This is a genomic window from Stenotrophomonas sp. GQ19, from assembly GCF_059758695.1.
The window spans coordinates 84,192-100,411 of the sequence record NZ_JCAXES010000012.1 but is presented as its reverse complement, the minus strand read 5'-3'; the positions used below and the strand labels follow the sequence as shown (position 1 = coordinate 100,411).

Below are 16,220 nucleotides of genomic sequence, written 5' to 3'. Positions count from 1 at the left end.
TCGGCCTGCGCCGTTGCCTCTTGCCAGCGTCCTGGCCGGGTGATTGACTAGCCCGCTGTTGAACCTCTCAAAGGAATGCCCGTGAACAAATCGATCGTGGTGGTGGCGCTGGTCCTGGCGCTGGCCGCCTGCAAGGACGACACGTCGATGTCGCAGAAGGCAGGCAGTGCGATCAGCGGCACCGCCGCCGATTTCGTCGCCGGCCTGGGCGAGGGCGTGGACAAGCGCATGAGCGTGACGCTGCAGACCGACCCCGGTCTGGCCGCGCGCGGCCTGACCGTGACCCAGGGCAAGAGCCGTGGCATGGGCTCCAAGGACGCGGCGGTGTACGTGGTGGCCGACAAGCCGTTCAAGGGCAAGCTGGTGGCACGCGCGCTGGATGCCGAGGGCACCGAGATCGGTCGGGCCGTGGTCGAAGAAGAATTTGCCGCCGACGACGCGCGCTATGTGACCTTCACTTTCAACGAAGAAATGGACAGCCAGCTGGTCCGCACCTACGCGGTGTCTGCGCGCTGAATCCTGCCGGGGTGCATGCCGGGCAGGGCGGTGCGGCGTATGCTGGCCGGGTCTGACCCTACAGGTGCGCCGCGCGTGAGTCTTTCGCCGATCCTCGAACGCGCCGACAGTTTCTGTCGGCGTTTCGCCTTGCAGGCCCCGATCCTGCTCGCCCCGATGGCCGGCGCCTGCCCGGTGCCGCTGTCGGCCGCGCTGGCCACCGCCGGCAGCATGGGCGCCATGGGCGCGGTGTTGTCCCAGCCGCAGGACATCGTGGCGTGGATGGAGGATTTCCGCGCCCAGTCCAACGGCCCCGCCCAGGTCAACGTATGGGTGCCCGACGCGCCGCCGCAGCGCGATGCGCAGGCCGAGGCCGCCACGCGCGCATTTCTGGCGCAGTGGGGGCCGGAGGTGCCGGCCAGTGCCGCCGATGCCGGCCCAGCCGATTTCGATGCGCAGTTCGATGCGCTGATCGCCGCGCGTCCGGCGGTGGCCTCGACCATCATGGGCGTGCTGGACGCCGGTCAGGTGCAGCGTCTGAAGGACGCCGGCATCGCCTGGTTCGCCTGTGCCACTACCTTGTCCGAAGCACTGGCCGCGCAGGCCGCCGGTGCCGATGCCGTGGTCGCGCAGGGCTTTGAAGCGGGCGGCCATCGCGGCGCCTTCGAGCCAGAGGCGGCCGAGCGCCAGCTGGTGGGGCTGTTCGCCCTGCTGCCGCGCCTGGCCGACCACCTGCAGGTGCCGGTGATCGCCGCCGGTGGCATTGCCGATGGGCGCGGCGTTGCTGCCGCATTGCTGCTCGGTGCCAGTGCGGTACAGGTGGGTACCGTCTTCCTGCGCACCCCCGAATGCGCGATCGACCCGGCCTGGTCGCAGGCCCTGGCCGCGGCCGAGCCGGAAGACACCTGGCCGACGCGGGCGTTCAGTGGCCGCCTCGGTCGCGGGCTGGCCACCGCCTACGTGCGCGCCGCGGCCGGTCCCGACGCGCCGACGCCGCGGCCGTATCCGGTGCAGCGCGGGCTCAGTGCGCCGATGCGCGCGCAGGCCAACCGCGACCACCGCATCGACGCCATGCAGGCCTGGGCCGGGCAATCGGCCTGGATGGCGCCGGCACGCCCGGCCACCGAGGTGCTGCAGCAAATGTGGTCCGACGCACGGGCGCTGCTGGGATGACCCTGTACTGCAACGGCCAGCGCGCCAGCGTCGATGACCTTGCCGGCGCCTTGACCAACTACGGCCACTTCACCTCGCTGCAGGTGCGCGGTGGCGCGGTACAGGGCCTGGACCTGCACCTGCAGCGTCTGCAGGAGGGCACCGAGGCCTTGTTCGGCACCGTACTGGATGCGGCGCAGGTACAGGCCTGGATGCAGCACGCGCTGCACGCCGAAGAAATGCGCGATGCCGCGTTGCGGGTGACGGTGTTCTCGCGTGCGTTCGATTTCCGCCAGCCGCTGCGCCCGGTCGCGGTGGATGTGCTGGTGGCCGTCGCCCCGCCGGTGTCGATGCCGGCCACGGCGCGGCGCGTGCGTTCAGTGGTGTACCAGCGCGAGCTGCCGCACCTCAAGCACGTAGGCACCTTCGCGCTGTTCGAACAGCGTCGACAGGCGTTGCAGGACGGGTTCGATGATGCGGTGTTCATCACCGACGACGGGCAGGTCAGCGAGGGCAGTACCTGGAACATCGCCTTCCTGCACGACGACCAGGTGGTGTGGCCCCAGGCGCCGGCCCTGCGCGGCACCCACGAGCGGCTGCTGCAGGCCGGGTTCGCACCCGCGCAGCAGCAGGTGCGCCCGGTGGCGCTGGCCGAGCTGGACCGGTTCAGCGGGGCCATCGCGTGCAATTCGGCCGGGGTCTGGCCGATAGAAGCCATCGACGGGGTGACCTTCACCCGGTCCGAGATGTTCTGCCAATGGGCCCGGGGCAGCCTGGAGGCCGCGCCCTGGCAGCCTCTGGGGGCCATCGCCGGCGCCGGTTAGCGCGCTATTCAGCTTGGCCGGTCTTCACAGGCTTGGAATGGCGGCAGGCCGCCGCTATAATCGCCGGCTTACCGCGCCATCCTGGCGACTGGGCAATTGAGGAAACAACACCATGGTCAAGATTCGACTGACCCGCGGCGGCGCCAAGAAGCGTCCCTTCTACCACATCATCGTGACCGACTCGCGCAGCGCCCGTGATGGCCGCAACATCGAGCGCGTCGGTTACTACAACCCGGTGGCCCAGGGTGCGGAATCCCGCATCGTGCTGGACCTGCCGCTGGTCGACAAGTGGGTTGCCAACGGCGCCCAGATGACCGACAAGGTTCGCAACCTGTACAAGGAAGCGACCAAGGCCCAGGCCTCGGCGGCCTGATCCTGAAGGGCCGCGCCTGCCGCGGCCCATTCGGTCTATTCAGATGAAAGATACCGAGCGCCGGATCCTGCTGGGCAGGATTGTCGGCGCTTTTGGTGTGCGAGGCGAGATCAAGCTCGAGTCCTGGACCGAGCCGCGTACCGCCATTTTCAACTATCAGCCCTGGATCCTGCGTACGCCCGCCGGCCAGGAGAGCACCCTGACCGGGGCACGCGGACGTCAGTCCGGCAAGCATCTGGTCGCGGTGTTTCCGGGCATCACCGACCGCGATGTGGTCGAGTCGATGTACGGAACCGAAGTTTATGTATCGCGCAGCGCGCTGCCGCCGCCGAAGGCCGACGAGTATTACTGGGTCGACCTCGAAGGCTTGCAGGTGCGTACCGTTGACGGCGTCGAACTGGGGCGGGCTTCGCACCTGTTCTCGACCGGCTCCAACGATGTGCTGGTGGTGCAGGGCGACCGTGAGCGGATGATTCCGTTCGTGCAGCCCGAATTCGTTGTCTCGGTGGATTTCGAGACCAACCTGATCGTGGTCGACTGGGACCCGGAGTTCTGATCCGGTGAGAATCGACGTCATCACGTTGTTCCCCGAGTTCATGGCGCAGTCGGCCGCGCTGGGCGTGGTCGGCCGTGCCGCCGAGCGCGGCCTGCTCGACCTGCATGGCTGGAATCCGCGTGACTATGCCGAAGGCAACTACCGCCGGGTGGACGACCGTCCGTTCGGCGGCGGCCCCGGCATGGTCATGCTGATCGAGCCGCTGCGCGCCTGCCTGGCCGCGGCCAAGGCGGCCGACCCGGCGCCTGCGCCGGTGATCTACCTCAGCCCGCAGGGCGCGCCGCTGACCCAGGCCAAGGTTCGCGAACTGGCCGCGTTGCCGCGGATGATCCTGCTGTGCGGGCGGTATGAAGGCATCGATGAGCGGTTCCTCGATGCGGAAGTCAGCGAGGAAATCTCGATCGGCGATTACGTCCTGTCCGGCGGTGAGCTGGGTGCGGCGGTGATCGTCGATGCCGTCACCCGCTTGCAGGAGGGCGCCCTGGGCGATGCCGAATCGGCCGCGCAGGACAGTTTCGAAGGCCCGCAGGGGCTGCTGGACTGCCCACACTTCAGCCACCCGGCCCAGCATGAATGGGGCACTGTCCCGGATGTGCTGCGTTCGGGCAACCATGCCGCCATCGCCCGCTGGCGCCGCCAGCAGTCGCTGCTGCGGACCGCAACCCGGCGGCCGGACCTGCTTGACGAGGCCCAGCTGTCCAAGGCCGACCGGATTCTGCTCGCGCAGGCCCGGCAGGCCCTCGCCGACGACCCTTCCCCCTAGCGCGGGGCGGGAATCTTCGGTTATCATTGGCGATTCCCATCAGGCCGTTGCGCCCGGTGGTGGAAACCCTACAAAAAACGTGCAGCACAGTCCGGTGACTGCATGAGCCCACGTTGTCGAACGACACGACCACCCGAACACTATCGGTGCACCCATGAGCAAGCTGAACAAAACCATCCTTGCGGATTTCGAATCCGCCCAGATCACCCGCGAGCTGCCGAAGTTCAGCCAGGGTGACACCGTCGTCGTCAACGTGAAGGTCAAGGAAGGCAACCGTGAGCGCGTCCAGGCTTACGAAGGCGTCGTGATCGGCACCAAGAACGCCGGCCTGAACTCCGCTTTCACCGTCCGCAAGATCTCGCACGGCTACGGCGTCGAGCGCGTCTTCCAGACCCACAGCGCCATCATCGACTCGGTCGAAGTGAAGCGTCGTGGTAAGGTCCGCGCCGGTAAGCTGTACTACCTGCGTGGCCTGGAAGGCAAGGCTGCCCGCATCAAGGAAGATCTGGCTGCCGCTGCGCAGGCCAAGCAGGCCCGCCTGGCTGCTGCCAAGGCTGCCCAGTAATACCGCGCCGACAACCCCGGTTGTCGCGCAACGAACGGCCACCTTCGGGTGGCCGTTTTCGTTTGTGGCGCAAGCCAACGGTGTGGGCATGATCCGCAGGGGTACGTAGTGTTTGCCTCACCGGCCACGCACCGATTACGGTAACCCCCCCCAATGCTCAGGTCAGGATGACGATGCGCCCGTACCCCGCCAAAGTCCGCACCGCGCTGCAGCTCATGCACGATGCCGGTGTTCCGCAGGCGCTGCGCGCGCCGCCGTTGCACCGGCTGCTGTGGCGGTTGGGCATCGCGGTGCCGCCACCGCTGCTGGCCGGGTTCGCCGCCAACGCGCTGTCGATGGGCGTGTTCTTCGGCGTGACCTGGGGCGTGTTGATGCTGCCGCTGTTCGGGCTGCTGGTACCGCTGAAGACGTGGGGGATCGCGGGTAGCGCCTGCTTGGCCGGCGCATTGTTCGGCGTGATCATGGGGCTGATCATGCGCGCCCAGCAGCAGCGCTACCGGCTGCCGGCCTGGCGCAGCCTGCCGGATGGGCGCGCCGCTTAACCCGTGCGGTGTGGCACCGGTTGCGGGGCCGCCGTGGGCGGCGCTTCCGGGTTGAGGTCGGCCACCGGTGAGGGCGGCATGGCCGGCACTTCGGCCGGGGCCGCCAGTTCCTCGCGATGGGTCGGCAGCATGTGCGCCTTGCGCCAGCCGCCCCAGCGGTAATACGCCAGCGACAGCAGCATCGCGCAGAACGAGCTGACCGGGAAACTCCACCACACCGCGTCGGCGCCCCAGCTGTCCTGCAGCAGTTCGGCGAACGGCACGCGGATGCCCCACAGCGAAACGGCCAGGATCAGCAGCGGCGGAATCACCGCGCCGGTGGAGCGCACCACGCCGGAAATGACGAAGTTCACGCCGAAGAACAGGAACGACCACACCGCGATGTGGTTGAGGTGGCGGGCCACCTCCAGCGACTGGCTGGCCTCGGGCAGGAACAGCGCCAGCGTGTAGCGGTCCAGCAGGATCAGCGGCAGGATCAGCACGCCGGTGAGCAGGAAGTTGTACAGCACGCCACTGCGCGCGGTGCCCCGCACGCGATCCCAGTTGCCGGCGCCCACGTTCTGCGCCGCCATCGACGAGCAGGCCGCGCCAATCGCCATCGCCGGCATCTGCACATACGTCCACAGCTGCAGCGATGCGCCGTAGGCCGCGGCCGTGTCGGTGCCGTAGCCGTTGACCATGCTCATCATCAGGATCATCGACAGCGAGATCAGCACCATCTGCAGGCCCATCGGCACGCCCTTGACCACCAGCGCACGCAGGATGGTGGGGTCGATGCGGAACATGGCCATGTCCTTGCGGCCCAGCCACAGCACGTGCCGTTTGTTGCGCATGTACCAGAGCAGGCCGATCAACGACAGCGTCTGTGCGATCAGCGTGGCCCAGGCCGCGCCGGCGATGCCCAGCTGCGGGAACGGACCGATGCCGAAGATCAGCAGCGGGTTGAAGCCGATGTCCAGCACCACCGACAGCAGCAGGAAGCGGAACGGTGTGCGCGAATCGCCGACACCACGCAGTGCGGAGCTCAGGAACGCGAACGCATACAGCGTAGGCATCGCCAGGAAGATGATGCGCAGGTAGGCCTCGGCCAGCGGCAGCGATTCGGCCGGGGTGCCCATCGCGGCCAGCAGCGGGTGCGACAGCCACCAGCCGGCGATGGCGATCACCACCGACAGCCCGATGAAGAAGGTGGCACTGGTGCCCATCACCCGGCGCGCCTGGGGAATGTCGCGCGCGCCCATGGCCTGGCCGATCAGGATGGTGGCGGCCATGCCGATGCCGAACACCGAGCCGATCAGGAAGAACATGATGTTGTTGGCGTTGGCCGTGGCTGTCAGCGCCGCTTCGCCGAGGAACCGCCCCACCCAGATCGCATTCACCGACCCGTTCAATGACTGGGCAATGTTGCCGGCCAGGATCGGCAGCGCGAACAGGAACAGGTTGCGCCCGATGGGGCCGGTGGTCAGGTCAAGCGGCGCCTTGGCCATGTGCGGTGGAGATCGGGCTCGGGGAGAGGCACACTAGCATCAAGCCCGTCAGGGAGATATCGCGATGCCGATGTTCAACCGCAGCAGGGGCCGGCGCGCCGCACTGGCTGACCGGTTCATGCCCGCGCTGGCGCTGCTCTTGATTGCCGCGGTGCTGCCCGCATGTTCTTCGGGTATGGACCGCCTCGGCGATGCGCAGGTGCGGCCCATGGACCGACCGGAATGCCAGGTCGGCAGCGAGCGCCGGGATCTCGATGCGGGCGTGCCCGTGCTGATCGGTGGCACCGGCTGCCGCGGCAATCCGGCGGCGCCGCAACCCTTGAACCGACGACCGGCAGAGCCGGGGAGCTGAACAACCCGCATGATCGAAGCAACGCCGTTGGCCGCCGTGCGGCTGGACGTGTGGCTGTGGGCCGCACGCTTCTTCAAGACCCGCAGCCTGGCCAAGCAGGCCGTGGAGACGGGCAAAGTGGACGTGGCCGGGCAACGCCCCAAATCCTCGCGCGCGGTGCGCGTGGGCGAGCAGCTGCAGATCAGCCGGGGCGACGACGTCTACGAGGTGCAGGTGCGTGGCCTGAGCGAGCTGCGCGGGCCCGCGCCGGTGGCGCAGCAGTTGTACGAGGAAAGCGAGGCATCGCGCGCGCGACGGGCGGAGGTGCATGCCCAGCGCCAGGCTGCGCGCAACGGTTACCTGCCGCCGGAGCATCGCCCGGACAAACGCGCGCGTCGCTTGATCCGTGCACTCGGGGACATCGATTCGCTCTAGCGGATGGCGGGCTTCCACGCATTGTGACTATTGATGTCGGAAACAGGGACGTAGTCACGGTGTATGCCATGGGCATGCGTCAGGCTGCCGCTTCGTTCAAGGAGGTGCGCCCATGCGCCCGCTGTCGATCCGCCTTTGCTGCATGCTGCTGTGCCTGTTCGCCTTCAGTGCGCAGGCCGCCGTCAACACCTTCTGGAGCCAGCCGCAGCGCGGCGGCAACAGCTTCAACGAACAGCCACCGGACCGCGCCTATTTCGATGCGCTGCGCGCCACCGGCGCCACCTGGGTACGGCTGACACCGGACAAGTGGCGTTCGGCCGGTGGCCGCGATTTCCTGATGGGCAATGCCGATCGCTACCAGGGCTTGGTGCCGGCCGACGTCGCCACCCTGCGCCGGGTGCTCGACGATGCCGATGCCGCCGGCATCAAGGTGGTGCTGGTGCCCTTGTCGCTGCCGTTGCTGCGCTGGAAGCAGAAGAACGGCGGGGTGGTCGACCAGCGGCTCTGGCAGTCGTTCGACAACCATCGGCCCGCGCAGGCGTTCTGGCGCGACCTCGCGCGTGCGCTGCACGGGCACCCGGCGCTGGTGGCGTACAACCTGATCAACGAGCCCGCCCCGGAGTACGGCACCCCGCTGCGCGAGCATGCCGACCCGGCCGCGATGCGCGCGTGGTATGCCACCGTGAAGGACGGGCCGCGTGATCTGCCACGCTTCTACACCGGCTTGATCGCGGCCGTGCGCGAGGTCGATGCCGAGATGCCGTTGATGCTGGACCCGGGCTGGTATGCCGCGGCGGACGCGCTGGCGTACTGGCCCGCGCCGCTGAAAGATCCCCATCTGCTGTACAGCGTGCACATGTACGAGCCGTACGCGGCCACCAGCGCCCCCAACCAGAAGCGGGCCACGCCGTATCGGTATCCGGCCGTGGTGCCGTTCGGCCCGGGCAAGACGCAGTGGGATGCCAAGCGCGTGGCCAGCTACCTGCAGCAGCCCCTGGCGTGGGCCGACGAGCATGGCGTGGCGCGAAGCCAGATGGTGGTCGGCGAGTTCGGCTGCATGCGCCGCTGGCCGGATTGCCCGGCCTATCTGGACGATGTCCTGCGCGTGCTCGAGGCACAGAAGGTGCATTGGGCGTTCTACGCCTTCCGCGAAGACGCGTGGGATGGCATGGACTACGAACTGGGCGACGCCGCACTGCCGGCGACGTACTGGCGTGACGTGGAGGCGGGCAAGGTGCCTACGCCCATGCGCACCGAAAGCCCACAGTTCGCGCCGATCCTCAAACGTCTGCGCGCTGCCGGCCGCTGATACCCGCATGCGGCTGCAGGCCGTGGCATTGCATGCCGACGGACGCCGGAAGGGACCGACCCGCAGGTCGGTCCCCTGGATGGCTCAAGCGTGCAGGTCGTAGCGATCCAGTTCCATCACCCGCGTCCAGGCGGCGACGAAATCCTGGACCAGCTTCTTCTCGCCGTCGGCACTGGCGTACACCTCGGCCAGGGCACGCAGCACCGAGTTGGACCCGAACACCAGGTCGGCACGGCTGCCGGTCCAGCGCTTGGCACCGCTGCTTTCATAGCCACCGCCAGCGGCCTTCCACTGCGTGCGCATGTCCAGCAGGTTCACGAAGAAATCGTTGCTCAAGGTGCCCGGGCGATCGGTCAGTACGCCCTGCGCATTGCCATCAACGTTGGCACCCAGCACCCGCAGCCCGCCGACCAGTGCAGTAAGCTCCGGCGCGGTCAGCGTGAGCAGCTGCGCCTTGTCGATCAGCAGCACCTCGGCGGGCACGCTGTAACGGCCCTTGAGGTAATTGCGGAAGCCGTCGGCATACGGTTCCAGCACCGCGAACGATTCCACGTCGGTCTGGTCCTGGCTGGCATCGGTGCGGCCGGGAGTGAACGGCACGCTGATGTCGTGGCCACCGGCCTTGGCGGCCTGTTCAACACCCACGCCGCCGGCCAGCACGATCAGGTCGGCCAGCGATACCTGCTTGCTGCCGCTGCCGTTGAAGCCCGACTGGATCTTCTCCAGCGCGGCCAGCACCTTGGCCAGCTGCTGCGGCTGGTTCACCGCCCAGTCTTTCTGCGGGGCCAGGCGGATGCGCGCGCCGTTGGCACCACCACGCTTGTCCGAGCCGCGGAAGGTCGATGCCGACGCCCACGCGGTGGACACCAGCTCGGCCACGCTCAACCCGGCGCTGGCGATCTGTTGCTTCAAGCCGGCGATGTCCTGTGCGTCGATCAACGGCCGTGTCGCTGCGGGCACCGGATCCTGCCAGATGAATTCCTCGGCCGGGATCTCCGGGCCCAGGTAGCGCGAGCGCGGGCCCATGTCGCGATGGGTCAGCTTGAACCAGGCGCGTGCGAAGGCGTCGGCGAAGGCCTGCGGCTCGGCCAGGAAGCGGCGCGAGATCTTCTCGTACGCCGGGTCCACGCGCAGCGACAGGTCGGTGGTGAGCATGGTCGGGCGATGCTTCTTCGACGGATCATGCGCGTCGGGAATGATCGCCTCGCTGTCCTTGGCCACCCACTGATGGGCACCTGCCGGGCTCTTGGTCAGTTCCCACTCGTGGCCGAACAGGATCTCGAAGAAGTCGTGGCTCCACTGCGCCGGGGTGCGCGTCCAGGTCACTTCCAGGCCGCTGGTGATGGTGTCGCCGCCCTTGCCGGTGCCGAATCTGTTGGCCCAGCCCAGGCCCTGGCTCTCGAGCCCCGCCGCTTCCGGTTCCACATCGACGTTGTCGGCCGGACCGGCGCCGTGGGTTTTGCCGAAGCTGTGGCCGCCGGCGATCAGGGCAACGGTTTCCTCGTCGTCCATGGCCATGCGGCCGAAGGTATCGCGGATGTCGAAGGCGGCCTTGAGCGGATCGGGGTTGCCGTCCGGGCCTTCCGGGTTCACGTAGATCAGGCCCATCTGCACGGCCGCCAGCGGGTTCTCCAGGTCGCGCGAGTGCACGTCGCCGTCGGCGTCGTCATCGGACACCAGCACGCCGTGGTCTTCCTGCACGCCCTCGGAGCCATGCGCATAGCGCACGTCGCCGCCAAGCCAGGTGGTTTCGCGGCCCCAGTACACGTCCTGGTCCGGTTCCCAGGTATCGGGGCGGCCGCCAGCGAAGCCCAGCGTCTTGAAGCCCATCGATTCCAGCGCGACGTTGCCGGTGAGGATCAGCAGGTCGGCCCAGGAGATGGCCTGGCCATACTTTTGCTTGATCGGCCACAGCAGGCGGCGTGCCTTGTCCAGGCTGACGTTGTCCGGCCAGCTGTTGAGCGGGGCGAAGCGCTGCTGGCCGCGACCGCCGCCGCCGCGCCCGTCGCCGATGCGGTAGGTGCCGGCGCTGTGCCAGGCCATGCGCACGAACAGGCCGCCGTAATGGCCGAAGTCGGCCGGCCACCACTCCTGCGAGTCGGTCATCAGTGCGGTGAGGTCGGCTTTGAGCGCGGCGTAGTCCAGCCCCTTGAACGCGGTGGCGTAGTCAAAGCCGTCATCGAGCGGGGTGGAGCGGTTGGAATGCTGGTTGAGCAGGTCCACGCGCAGCTGCTTGGGCCACCAGTCGCGGTTGGTGGTGGCATCGCCGACGAGGGCGTGGTTGAACGGGCACTTGGCTTCGCTTTTCATGGGTCGCTACCTGTGTACTTGCGAATGTGGGCACCTGCCGCGGTTGGGCAGGGCAATCGGAAAGAGCGCTTCGCTCAGGGCGAGGAGCATCCGGCACGGTCGATGGGCATGGATTGGACGCGCGTGCGCGATGGGGTCAATCGATGCATCCGAGGATCTCCTGCGGGAATGCCTCTACGTTAAGCACGTTCAGGCATTCGGTAAATTCGAACGAATCAACCAAAGCGATAGGACAGGCCTATACCAAAGCGGCCCGCCGGTAGTGCCGGCCGCTGGCCGGCTCCCAGCACCCTATGGTCAATCGGACATCACCGCTTGCCGAGCAACCCGCCCCCCAGCTTGAGCAGATCCCCAATTCCCAGCTGGCCATCGCCGTCCTGGTCCAGCACCGAGGTGAGCAGGCCGCCACTGCTGGCCGCTTCCGCTTCCTGGCCGAGCGCCTGGCTGAGCTGGCCGGCGTTGCCGCCATTGGCGAAGCGCTGCGCCAGGTAGGACATGACGATCGGGGCGAGGATGGCCAGCAGCTGGCTGGTCTTGCTGCTGTCCAGCCCGGTGGCCTGGCTCAGGCCCTGCGCGGCGCGGTCGCTGTTGCCGCCAAACACATGGCCGAGGATGCCGGCCCCGTTGGTGGCGTTGCCACCGCCGCCGCCCAGCACGCTGCCGAGCAGGCCGCCCAGATCGAAGCCCCCCCCGGCGGCCGGCGCGTGATCGCGCTGCAGTGCGCCAAGCAGGGCGTCGGCGCCCTGCGGTTGCTGGGCGTTGCGGCCCATCGCGCCTAGCAGCAGCGGCAGCGCCGCGCCGACGGCGCTGCTGGCCTGGGCAGGTTCAATGCCCAGTTGCTGGGACACCTGCTGCAGGCCTTGGCCCTGCTGCAGTTGTTGGAAGAGAGAGGCGGCAAGTGATGCGTTGTTCACGACGGACTCCAGGCAGGTGGCGGACCGCCCGAGCATACCGCCGGATTTACTACGGGGATGCGAAGGGCCACCCGACCAACGGTCGGGTGCTACCGGGGGAAGAGGCCACTCGACCAACGGTCGGGTGCTACCGGTGTGGGGGCCGTCCGACCAATGGTCGGTCGCCCCCGTTGTGGTGTTCCGTGGGCGGTGCCCGGTTATCACCGGGTAGGGCACGGCCGTTGGTCGTGCTGCGGTGGGGTGCGTGGAGCCGGCCAGCGGCCGGCACTACCGGGGCTGTCCGATGGGTGGCGTCGTTGGGTTCGTCGTCGCCACCCGACCAACGTCGGGTGCCACCGCGTGGGCGCGTGGGCGTCCTTGCATCGCCCGGTAGGGCACGACCGTTGGTCGTGCCGGGCGCCGGTCAGACCAGCGCCTTCAACCGGTACAGCGCTTCCAGCGCCTGCTTGGGGGTGAGCTCGTCGGGGTCGATCGCGGCCAGCGCGTCCTGCGCGGCGGTGTTGGGCGCGTTGAACAGGCCGAACTGCTGCGGTGCATCCAAGGCCTGCGGGGTGACCGTGGCGACCTGGCTTTCCCCGCCACGCTGCTCCAGTTCGGCCAGGCGCCGGCGGGCCTGGGCCACCGTGGATTTCGGCAGTCCGGCCAGCGCGGCTACCTGCAGGCCGAAGCTGCGGTTGGCCGGGCCGTCCTTCACCGCATGCATGAACACCAGCGCGTCGCCATGCTCCACTGCATCCAGATGCACGTTGGCGATACCGCTGGTGCCGCCTTCGTGCTGCTCGTCGGCCAGTGCGGTCAACTCGAAGTAATGGGTGGCAAACAGCGTGTAGCAGCGGTTCTGGTAGGCGAGGTGGCGCGCCACCGCGTCGGCCAGGGCCAGGCCGTCGTAGGTGGACGTGCCGCGGCCGATCTCGTCCATCAACACCAGCGAGTGGGCGCTGGCGTGGTGCAGGATGTAGCTGGTTTCGGCCATTTCCACCATGAACGTCGACTGCCCGCGCGCGAGGTCGTCGCCGGCGCCGATGCGGGTCAGGATACGGTCGATCGGCCCGATCACCGCGCGGCTGGCCGGCACGAAGCTGCCGATGTGGGCCAGCAGTACGATCAGCGCGTTCTGGCGCATGTAGGTGGATTTACCGCCCATGTTCGGGCCGGTGATCACCAGCATGCGGCGGTCCGGGTGCAGGTCCAGGTCGTTGGGTTCGAACGGCTGCTCGCGCACCGCTTCCACCACCGGGTGGCGGCCACGTTCGATGCGCAGGCACGGTGCGGTCTCCAGCTCCGGGCGGGCCCAGTCCAGCGCCTGGGCGCGCTCGGCGAAACCGGCCAGCACATCCAGCTCGCTCAGGGCACCGGCGCACTGCTTGAGCGGTTCCAGCTGCCCGCCCAGCGTGTCCAGCAACTGCTCGTACAACACCTTCTCGCGCGACAGCGAACGCTCGCGCGCGGACAGCACCTTGTCTTCGAACGACTTCAGCTCTTCGGTGATGTACCGCTCGGCATTGGTCAGGGTCTGGCGGCGGGTGTAGTGCACCGGCGCCTTGTCGCTCTGGCCCTTGCTGATTTCAATGTAATAGCCGTGCACGCGGTTGTAGCCGACCTTCAGCGTGGCGATGCCGCTGCTGATGCGCTCGCGCTGCTCCAGGTCGATCAGGAACTGGTCGGCATGGGTGGACAGGCGGCGCAGTTCGTCCAGCTCGGCATCGAAGCCTTCGGCGATCACGCCGCCATCGCTCAGCTTCATCGGGGGCGTCGGCGCGATCGCGCTGGCCAGCAGGTGCGCGCATTCGTCGTGCTCACCCAGCGCTGCATGCAGCGCCACCAGGCGCGGCGAATCCAGCGGCGCCAGTACCGCGCGGACCTCGGGCAGCAGGCCCAGGCCATCGCGCAGGGTGGAAAAATCGCGCGGGCGCGCCGAACGCAGCGCCACGCGGGTGAGGATGCGCTCCAGGTCGCCGAGCGCCCGGAAGGCATCGCGGATGTCGCCCTCGGCACCGCGGTCGATCAGCGTGGCCACCGCATCGTGTCGGTGCACCAGCACCTCGCGCAGCCGCAGCGGGCGGTGCAGCCAGCGCCGCAGCAGGCGCCCGCCCATCGGGGTCACCGTGGTGTCGAGCACGCCGAGCAGGGTGTTGCGGGTATCGCCGTCTACCCGCGTGTCCAGTTCCAGGTGACGGCGCGTCGCCGCGTTCATCGCGATGGCCTCGCTGGCCGTTTCGGTGGCGATCGCGGTCAGGTGGGGCAGGCGCTGTTTCTGGGTCTCTTCGACATAGCCCAGCAGCGCGCCGGCCGCGGCGGTGGCGCGCGGCTTGTCGTCGATGCCGAAGCCGGTCAGGTCGTGCAGTTTGAAGAAGGCGAGCAACTGGCGGCGGCCACTGTCGGCATCGAACAGCCAGGGCGCCCGGCGGCGGATGCCGTTGCGGTGCTTGAGGAACTCGGGCCAGTTTTCTTCATCGGGCACCAGCAGCTCGGCCGGCTCCAGCCGGGCCAGCTCGGCCTCCAGCGCGTCTTCCGAATCCACCTCGTTCACCAGGAAGCGGCCACCGGCCAGGTCGGCCCAGGCCAGGCCATAGCCGTGCTTGCCGCGCGACAGCGCCATCAGCAGGGTGTCGCGGCGCTCGTCCAGCAGCGCTTCGTCGGTGACCGTGCCGGGGGTGACGATGCGCACCACCTTGCGTTCCACCAGGCCCTTGGCCAGGGCCGGGTCGCCGATCTGCTCGCAGATCGCCACCGATTCGCCCAAGGCCACCAGCCGGGCCAGGTAGCCTTCATAGGCATGCACCGGCACGCCGGCCATCGGGATCGGCGCGCCGCCGGAACTGCCGCGCTGGGTAAGGGTGATGTCCAGCAGGCGCGCGGCCTTGCGCGCGTCGTCGTAGAACAGCTCGTAGAAGTCGCCCATGCGGAAGAACAGCAGCAGGTCCGGGTACTCGGACTTTGCGGCGAAGAACTGCTTCATCAGGGGGGTGTGTTCGGGCTGCTTTTCGGTCACGCGGGGTCCATCAACGTCGGGGGCGGGCCGGAAGGCCACCAGAACGACCATTGTAGGGGAGGGGGCGGGGAGGGCGAAGCGCGGGCGGGCTGCCGGGTGCAGAACACACTCGGCCCGGGACAGCGGGCGCTGCGGATCAGTCCGTGGTCAGCCGCACGTTGGGATGCGCGGCGAAGATGTCCATCACGATGTCGAAGTAGGTCTGGCCGGTGCCGCGTTCCAACGCATCCAGCTGGGCATCGATGGCGTCGATGTTGAAGGTGCCTGGCTGTGAGCGTTTGCCCTGCAGCCAAGCCTTGGTTGCCGAAACGCCAAGGGCCGCGCGGCTGTGGGCGATGTCCTTCCAGTGCACGCGGGCGGCTGCCTGCCCGGCCAGTGCGCCGTAGCCGCCGTACAGCAGGTCATCCAGCGCGTCCAGGCTGGGCCCGAGCTGCCAGTCTTCGTCGGCCATGAACACGCGGTTGATCTCGGCATAGAAGCTGGCGATGTCGTGTATCGCGCTGCCGTCGATAAGCAGCGAGAGGGATGTCATCGCGCTACCCACGGGCTGGCAGCAAAAGATGGTTTTCCAGTGCAGCGCATGGAGGTCCACCACGGCGTGGGTGAGAGGGTCACGCCGGATCATACCGGGCCGTTGGACACGACTGCGTCGACGCCGCGCCGCATCGCCCGCAGGTGTCCGCCGCCTGAACACAATCACGACATTGACGTGGCCTCGACATGTTTTCACTGCCGGTTGCAGCCAACGGGCGCAGGCTGGCCCCATGTCCTGCGAATGAGGAGACGAACATGAAGACGATTCAACGTGTGATGTGCATGGGCGCCCTGATTGCTGCCTCGTTCGGCGCCGCTGCGCAGACCTATGGTCCGAAGGACGAAGGCCGCCGTTTCAACGACGGCAGCAAGGTGGTCTGCAAGAACGTGGAAGTGCAGCGCAACGCCAAAGACCCCAATCGTATCGCCGGTACCGCCACCGGTGCGGTGGTGGGTGGCCTGCTGGGCAACCAGGTGGGCGGTGGCAACGGCAAGAAGCTGGCGACTGTGGCCGGCGCCGTTGCCGGTGGCGCTGCAGGCCGCAACATCCAGGGACGCAGCCAGCAGAAGAACGGCGACCGCGTGGTGGAGCGCCGCTGCGAGCGTCAGTACCGCTGATTCTGCGCCCCCTGTAGCGA

17 protein-coding genes are annotated in these 16,220 nt (G+C 68.2%); 12 read left to right on the top strand and 5 right to left on the bottom strand.

The window, feature by feature from the left end:
• Positions 1-81 precede the first annotated feature (81 nt).
• The 8 genes from AC6CHL_RS19070 to AC6CHL_RS19035 all read left to right on the top strand — a co-directional run bounded on the left by AC6CHL_RS19070 (position 82) and on the right by AC6CHL_RS19035 (position 5,270).
• Positions 82-516: a hypothetical protein gene (locus AC6CHL_RS19070; protein WP_141057214.1), complete on the top strand. Its 435-nt coding sequence runs from the start codon at positions 82-84 to the stop codon at positions 514-516.
• 75 nt (positions 517-591) lie between these two features.
• Positions 592-1,668, top strand: coding sequence for an NAD(P)H-dependent flavin oxidoreductase (locus AC6CHL_RS19065; RefSeq protein WP_498295805.1), 1,077 nt, complete (start codon positions 592-594; stop codon positions 1,666-1,668).
• Positions 1,665-2,471 (top strand): aminotransferase class IV family protein, encoded by an 807-nt coding sequence (locus AC6CHL_RS19060; protein WP_428712707.1) that lies wholly within the window; start codon positions 1,665-1,667, stop codon positions 2,469-2,471. Before AC6CHL_RS19065 ends, AC6CHL_RS19060 begins: the two co-directional genes overlap by 4 nt.
• A 112-nt stretch (positions 2,472-2,583) precedes the next feature.
• A complete protein-coding gene (gene rpsP, locus AC6CHL_RS19055) occupies positions 2,584-2,844 on the top strand; it encodes a 30S ribosomal protein S16 (protein ID WP_017356068.1) in 261 nt (86 codons plus the stop codon).
• A gap of 43 nt (positions 2,845-2,887) precedes the next feature.
• On the top strand, positions 2,888-3,400 hold the full coding sequence (rimM, locus tag AC6CHL_RS19050; protein ID WP_038689629.1) for a ribosome maturation factor RimM: 513 nt from the start codon (positions 2,888-2,890) through the stop codon (positions 3,398-3,400).
• A 4-nt stretch (positions 3,401-3,404) separates the two neighbouring features.
• Entirely contained in the window at positions 3,405-4,163 is a 759-nt protein-coding gene (gene trmD / locus AC6CHL_RS19045; protein ID WP_038689627.1) for a tRNA (guanosine(37)-N1)-methyltransferase TrmD, read from the top strand.
• A gap of 154 nt (positions 4,164-4,317) precedes the next feature.
• A complete protein-coding gene (gene rplS, locus AC6CHL_RS19040) occupies positions 4,318-4,728 on the top strand; it encodes a 50S ribosomal protein L19 (protein ID WP_038689625.1) in 411 nt (136 codons plus the stop codon).
• A 173-nt stretch (positions 4,729-4,901) separates the two neighbouring features.
• Positions 4,902-5,270: a DUF6404 family protein gene (locus AC6CHL_RS19035; protein WP_498295802.1), complete on the top strand. Its 369-nt coding sequence runs from the start codon at positions 4,902-4,904 to the stop codon at positions 5,268-5,270.
• Here AC6CHL_RS19035 and AC6CHL_RS19030 read toward each other — a convergent pair.
• A complete protein-coding gene (locus AC6CHL_RS19030; protein ID WP_498295800.1) occupies positions 5,267-6,757 on the bottom strand; it encodes an MATE family efflux transporter in 1,491 nt (496 codons plus the stop codon). The two genes, AC6CHL_RS19035 and AC6CHL_RS19030, sit on opposite strands and share 4 nt — an antisense overlap.
• Before the next feature lie 64 nt (positions 6,758-6,821).
• Here AC6CHL_RS19030 and AC6CHL_RS19025 point away from each other — a divergent pair, with 64 nt between their 5' ends.
• The 3 genes from AC6CHL_RS19025 to AC6CHL_RS19015 all read left to right on the top strand — a co-directional run bounded on the left by AC6CHL_RS19025 (position 6,822) and on the right by AC6CHL_RS19015 (position 8,832).
• Positions 6,822-7,109: a hypothetical protein gene (locus AC6CHL_RS19025; protein WP_258317351.1), complete on the top strand. Its 288-nt coding sequence runs from the start codon at positions 6,822-6,824 to the stop codon at positions 7,107-7,109.
• Between the two features lie 9 nt (positions 7,110-7,118).
• The gene (locus AC6CHL_RS19020; RefSeq protein WP_498295798.1) at positions 7,119-7,523 is read left to right on the top strand and encodes an RNA-binding S4 domain-containing protein; all 405 of its coding nucleotides are present in this window, start codon (positions 7,119-7,121) and stop codon (positions 7,521-7,523) included.
• Between the two features lie 112 nt (positions 7,524-7,635).
• Positions 7,636-8,832, top strand: a complete 1,197-nt coding sequence (locus AC6CHL_RS19015) for a glycoside hydrolase family 5 protein (protein ID WP_498295796.1) — start codon at positions 7,636-7,638, stop codon at positions 8,830-8,832.
• A gap of 84 nt (positions 8,833-8,916) precedes the next feature.
• Here AC6CHL_RS19015 and katG read toward each other — a convergent pair whose 3' ends face one another.
• From katG to AC6CHL_RS18995, 4 genes are all read right to left on the bottom strand, one after another.
• Positions 8,917-11,142, bottom strand: a complete 2,226-nt coding sequence (gene katG, locus AC6CHL_RS19010; RefSeq protein WP_447592580.1) for a catalase/peroxidase HPI — start codon at positions 11,140-11,142, stop codon at positions 8,917-8,919.
• Between the two features lie 308 nt (positions 11,143-11,450).
• On the bottom strand, positions 11,451-12,092 hold the full coding sequence (locus AC6CHL_RS19005) for a DUF937 domain-containing protein (RefSeq protein ID WP_137188936.1): 642 nt from the start codon (positions 12,090-12,092) through the stop codon (positions 11,451-11,453).
• Positions 12,093-12,459: 367 nt separating this feature from the next.
• The gene (gene mutS, locus AC6CHL_RS19000) at positions 12,460-15,015 is read right to left on the bottom strand and encodes a DNA mismatch repair protein MutS (RefSeq protein ID WP_498295822.1); all 2,556 of its coding nucleotides are present in this window, start codon (positions 15,013-15,015) and stop codon (positions 12,460-12,462) included.
• A gap of 169 nt (positions 15,016-15,184) precedes the next feature.
• Positions 15,185-15,580, bottom strand: coding sequence for a barstar family protein (locus tag AC6CHL_RS18995; RefSeq protein WP_498295794.1), 396 nt, complete (start codon positions 15,578-15,580; stop codon positions 15,185-15,187).
• Positions 15,581-15,837: 257 nt separating this feature from the next.
• Here AC6CHL_RS18995 and AC6CHL_RS18990 point away from each other — a divergent pair, with 257 nt between their 5' ends.
• Positions 15,838-16,200, top strand: coding sequence for a glycine zipper 2TM domain-containing protein (locus AC6CHL_RS18990; protein WP_128096016.1), 363 nt, complete (start codon positions 15,838-15,840; stop codon positions 16,198-16,200).
• Positions 16,201-16,220: the final 20 nt, after the last annotated feature.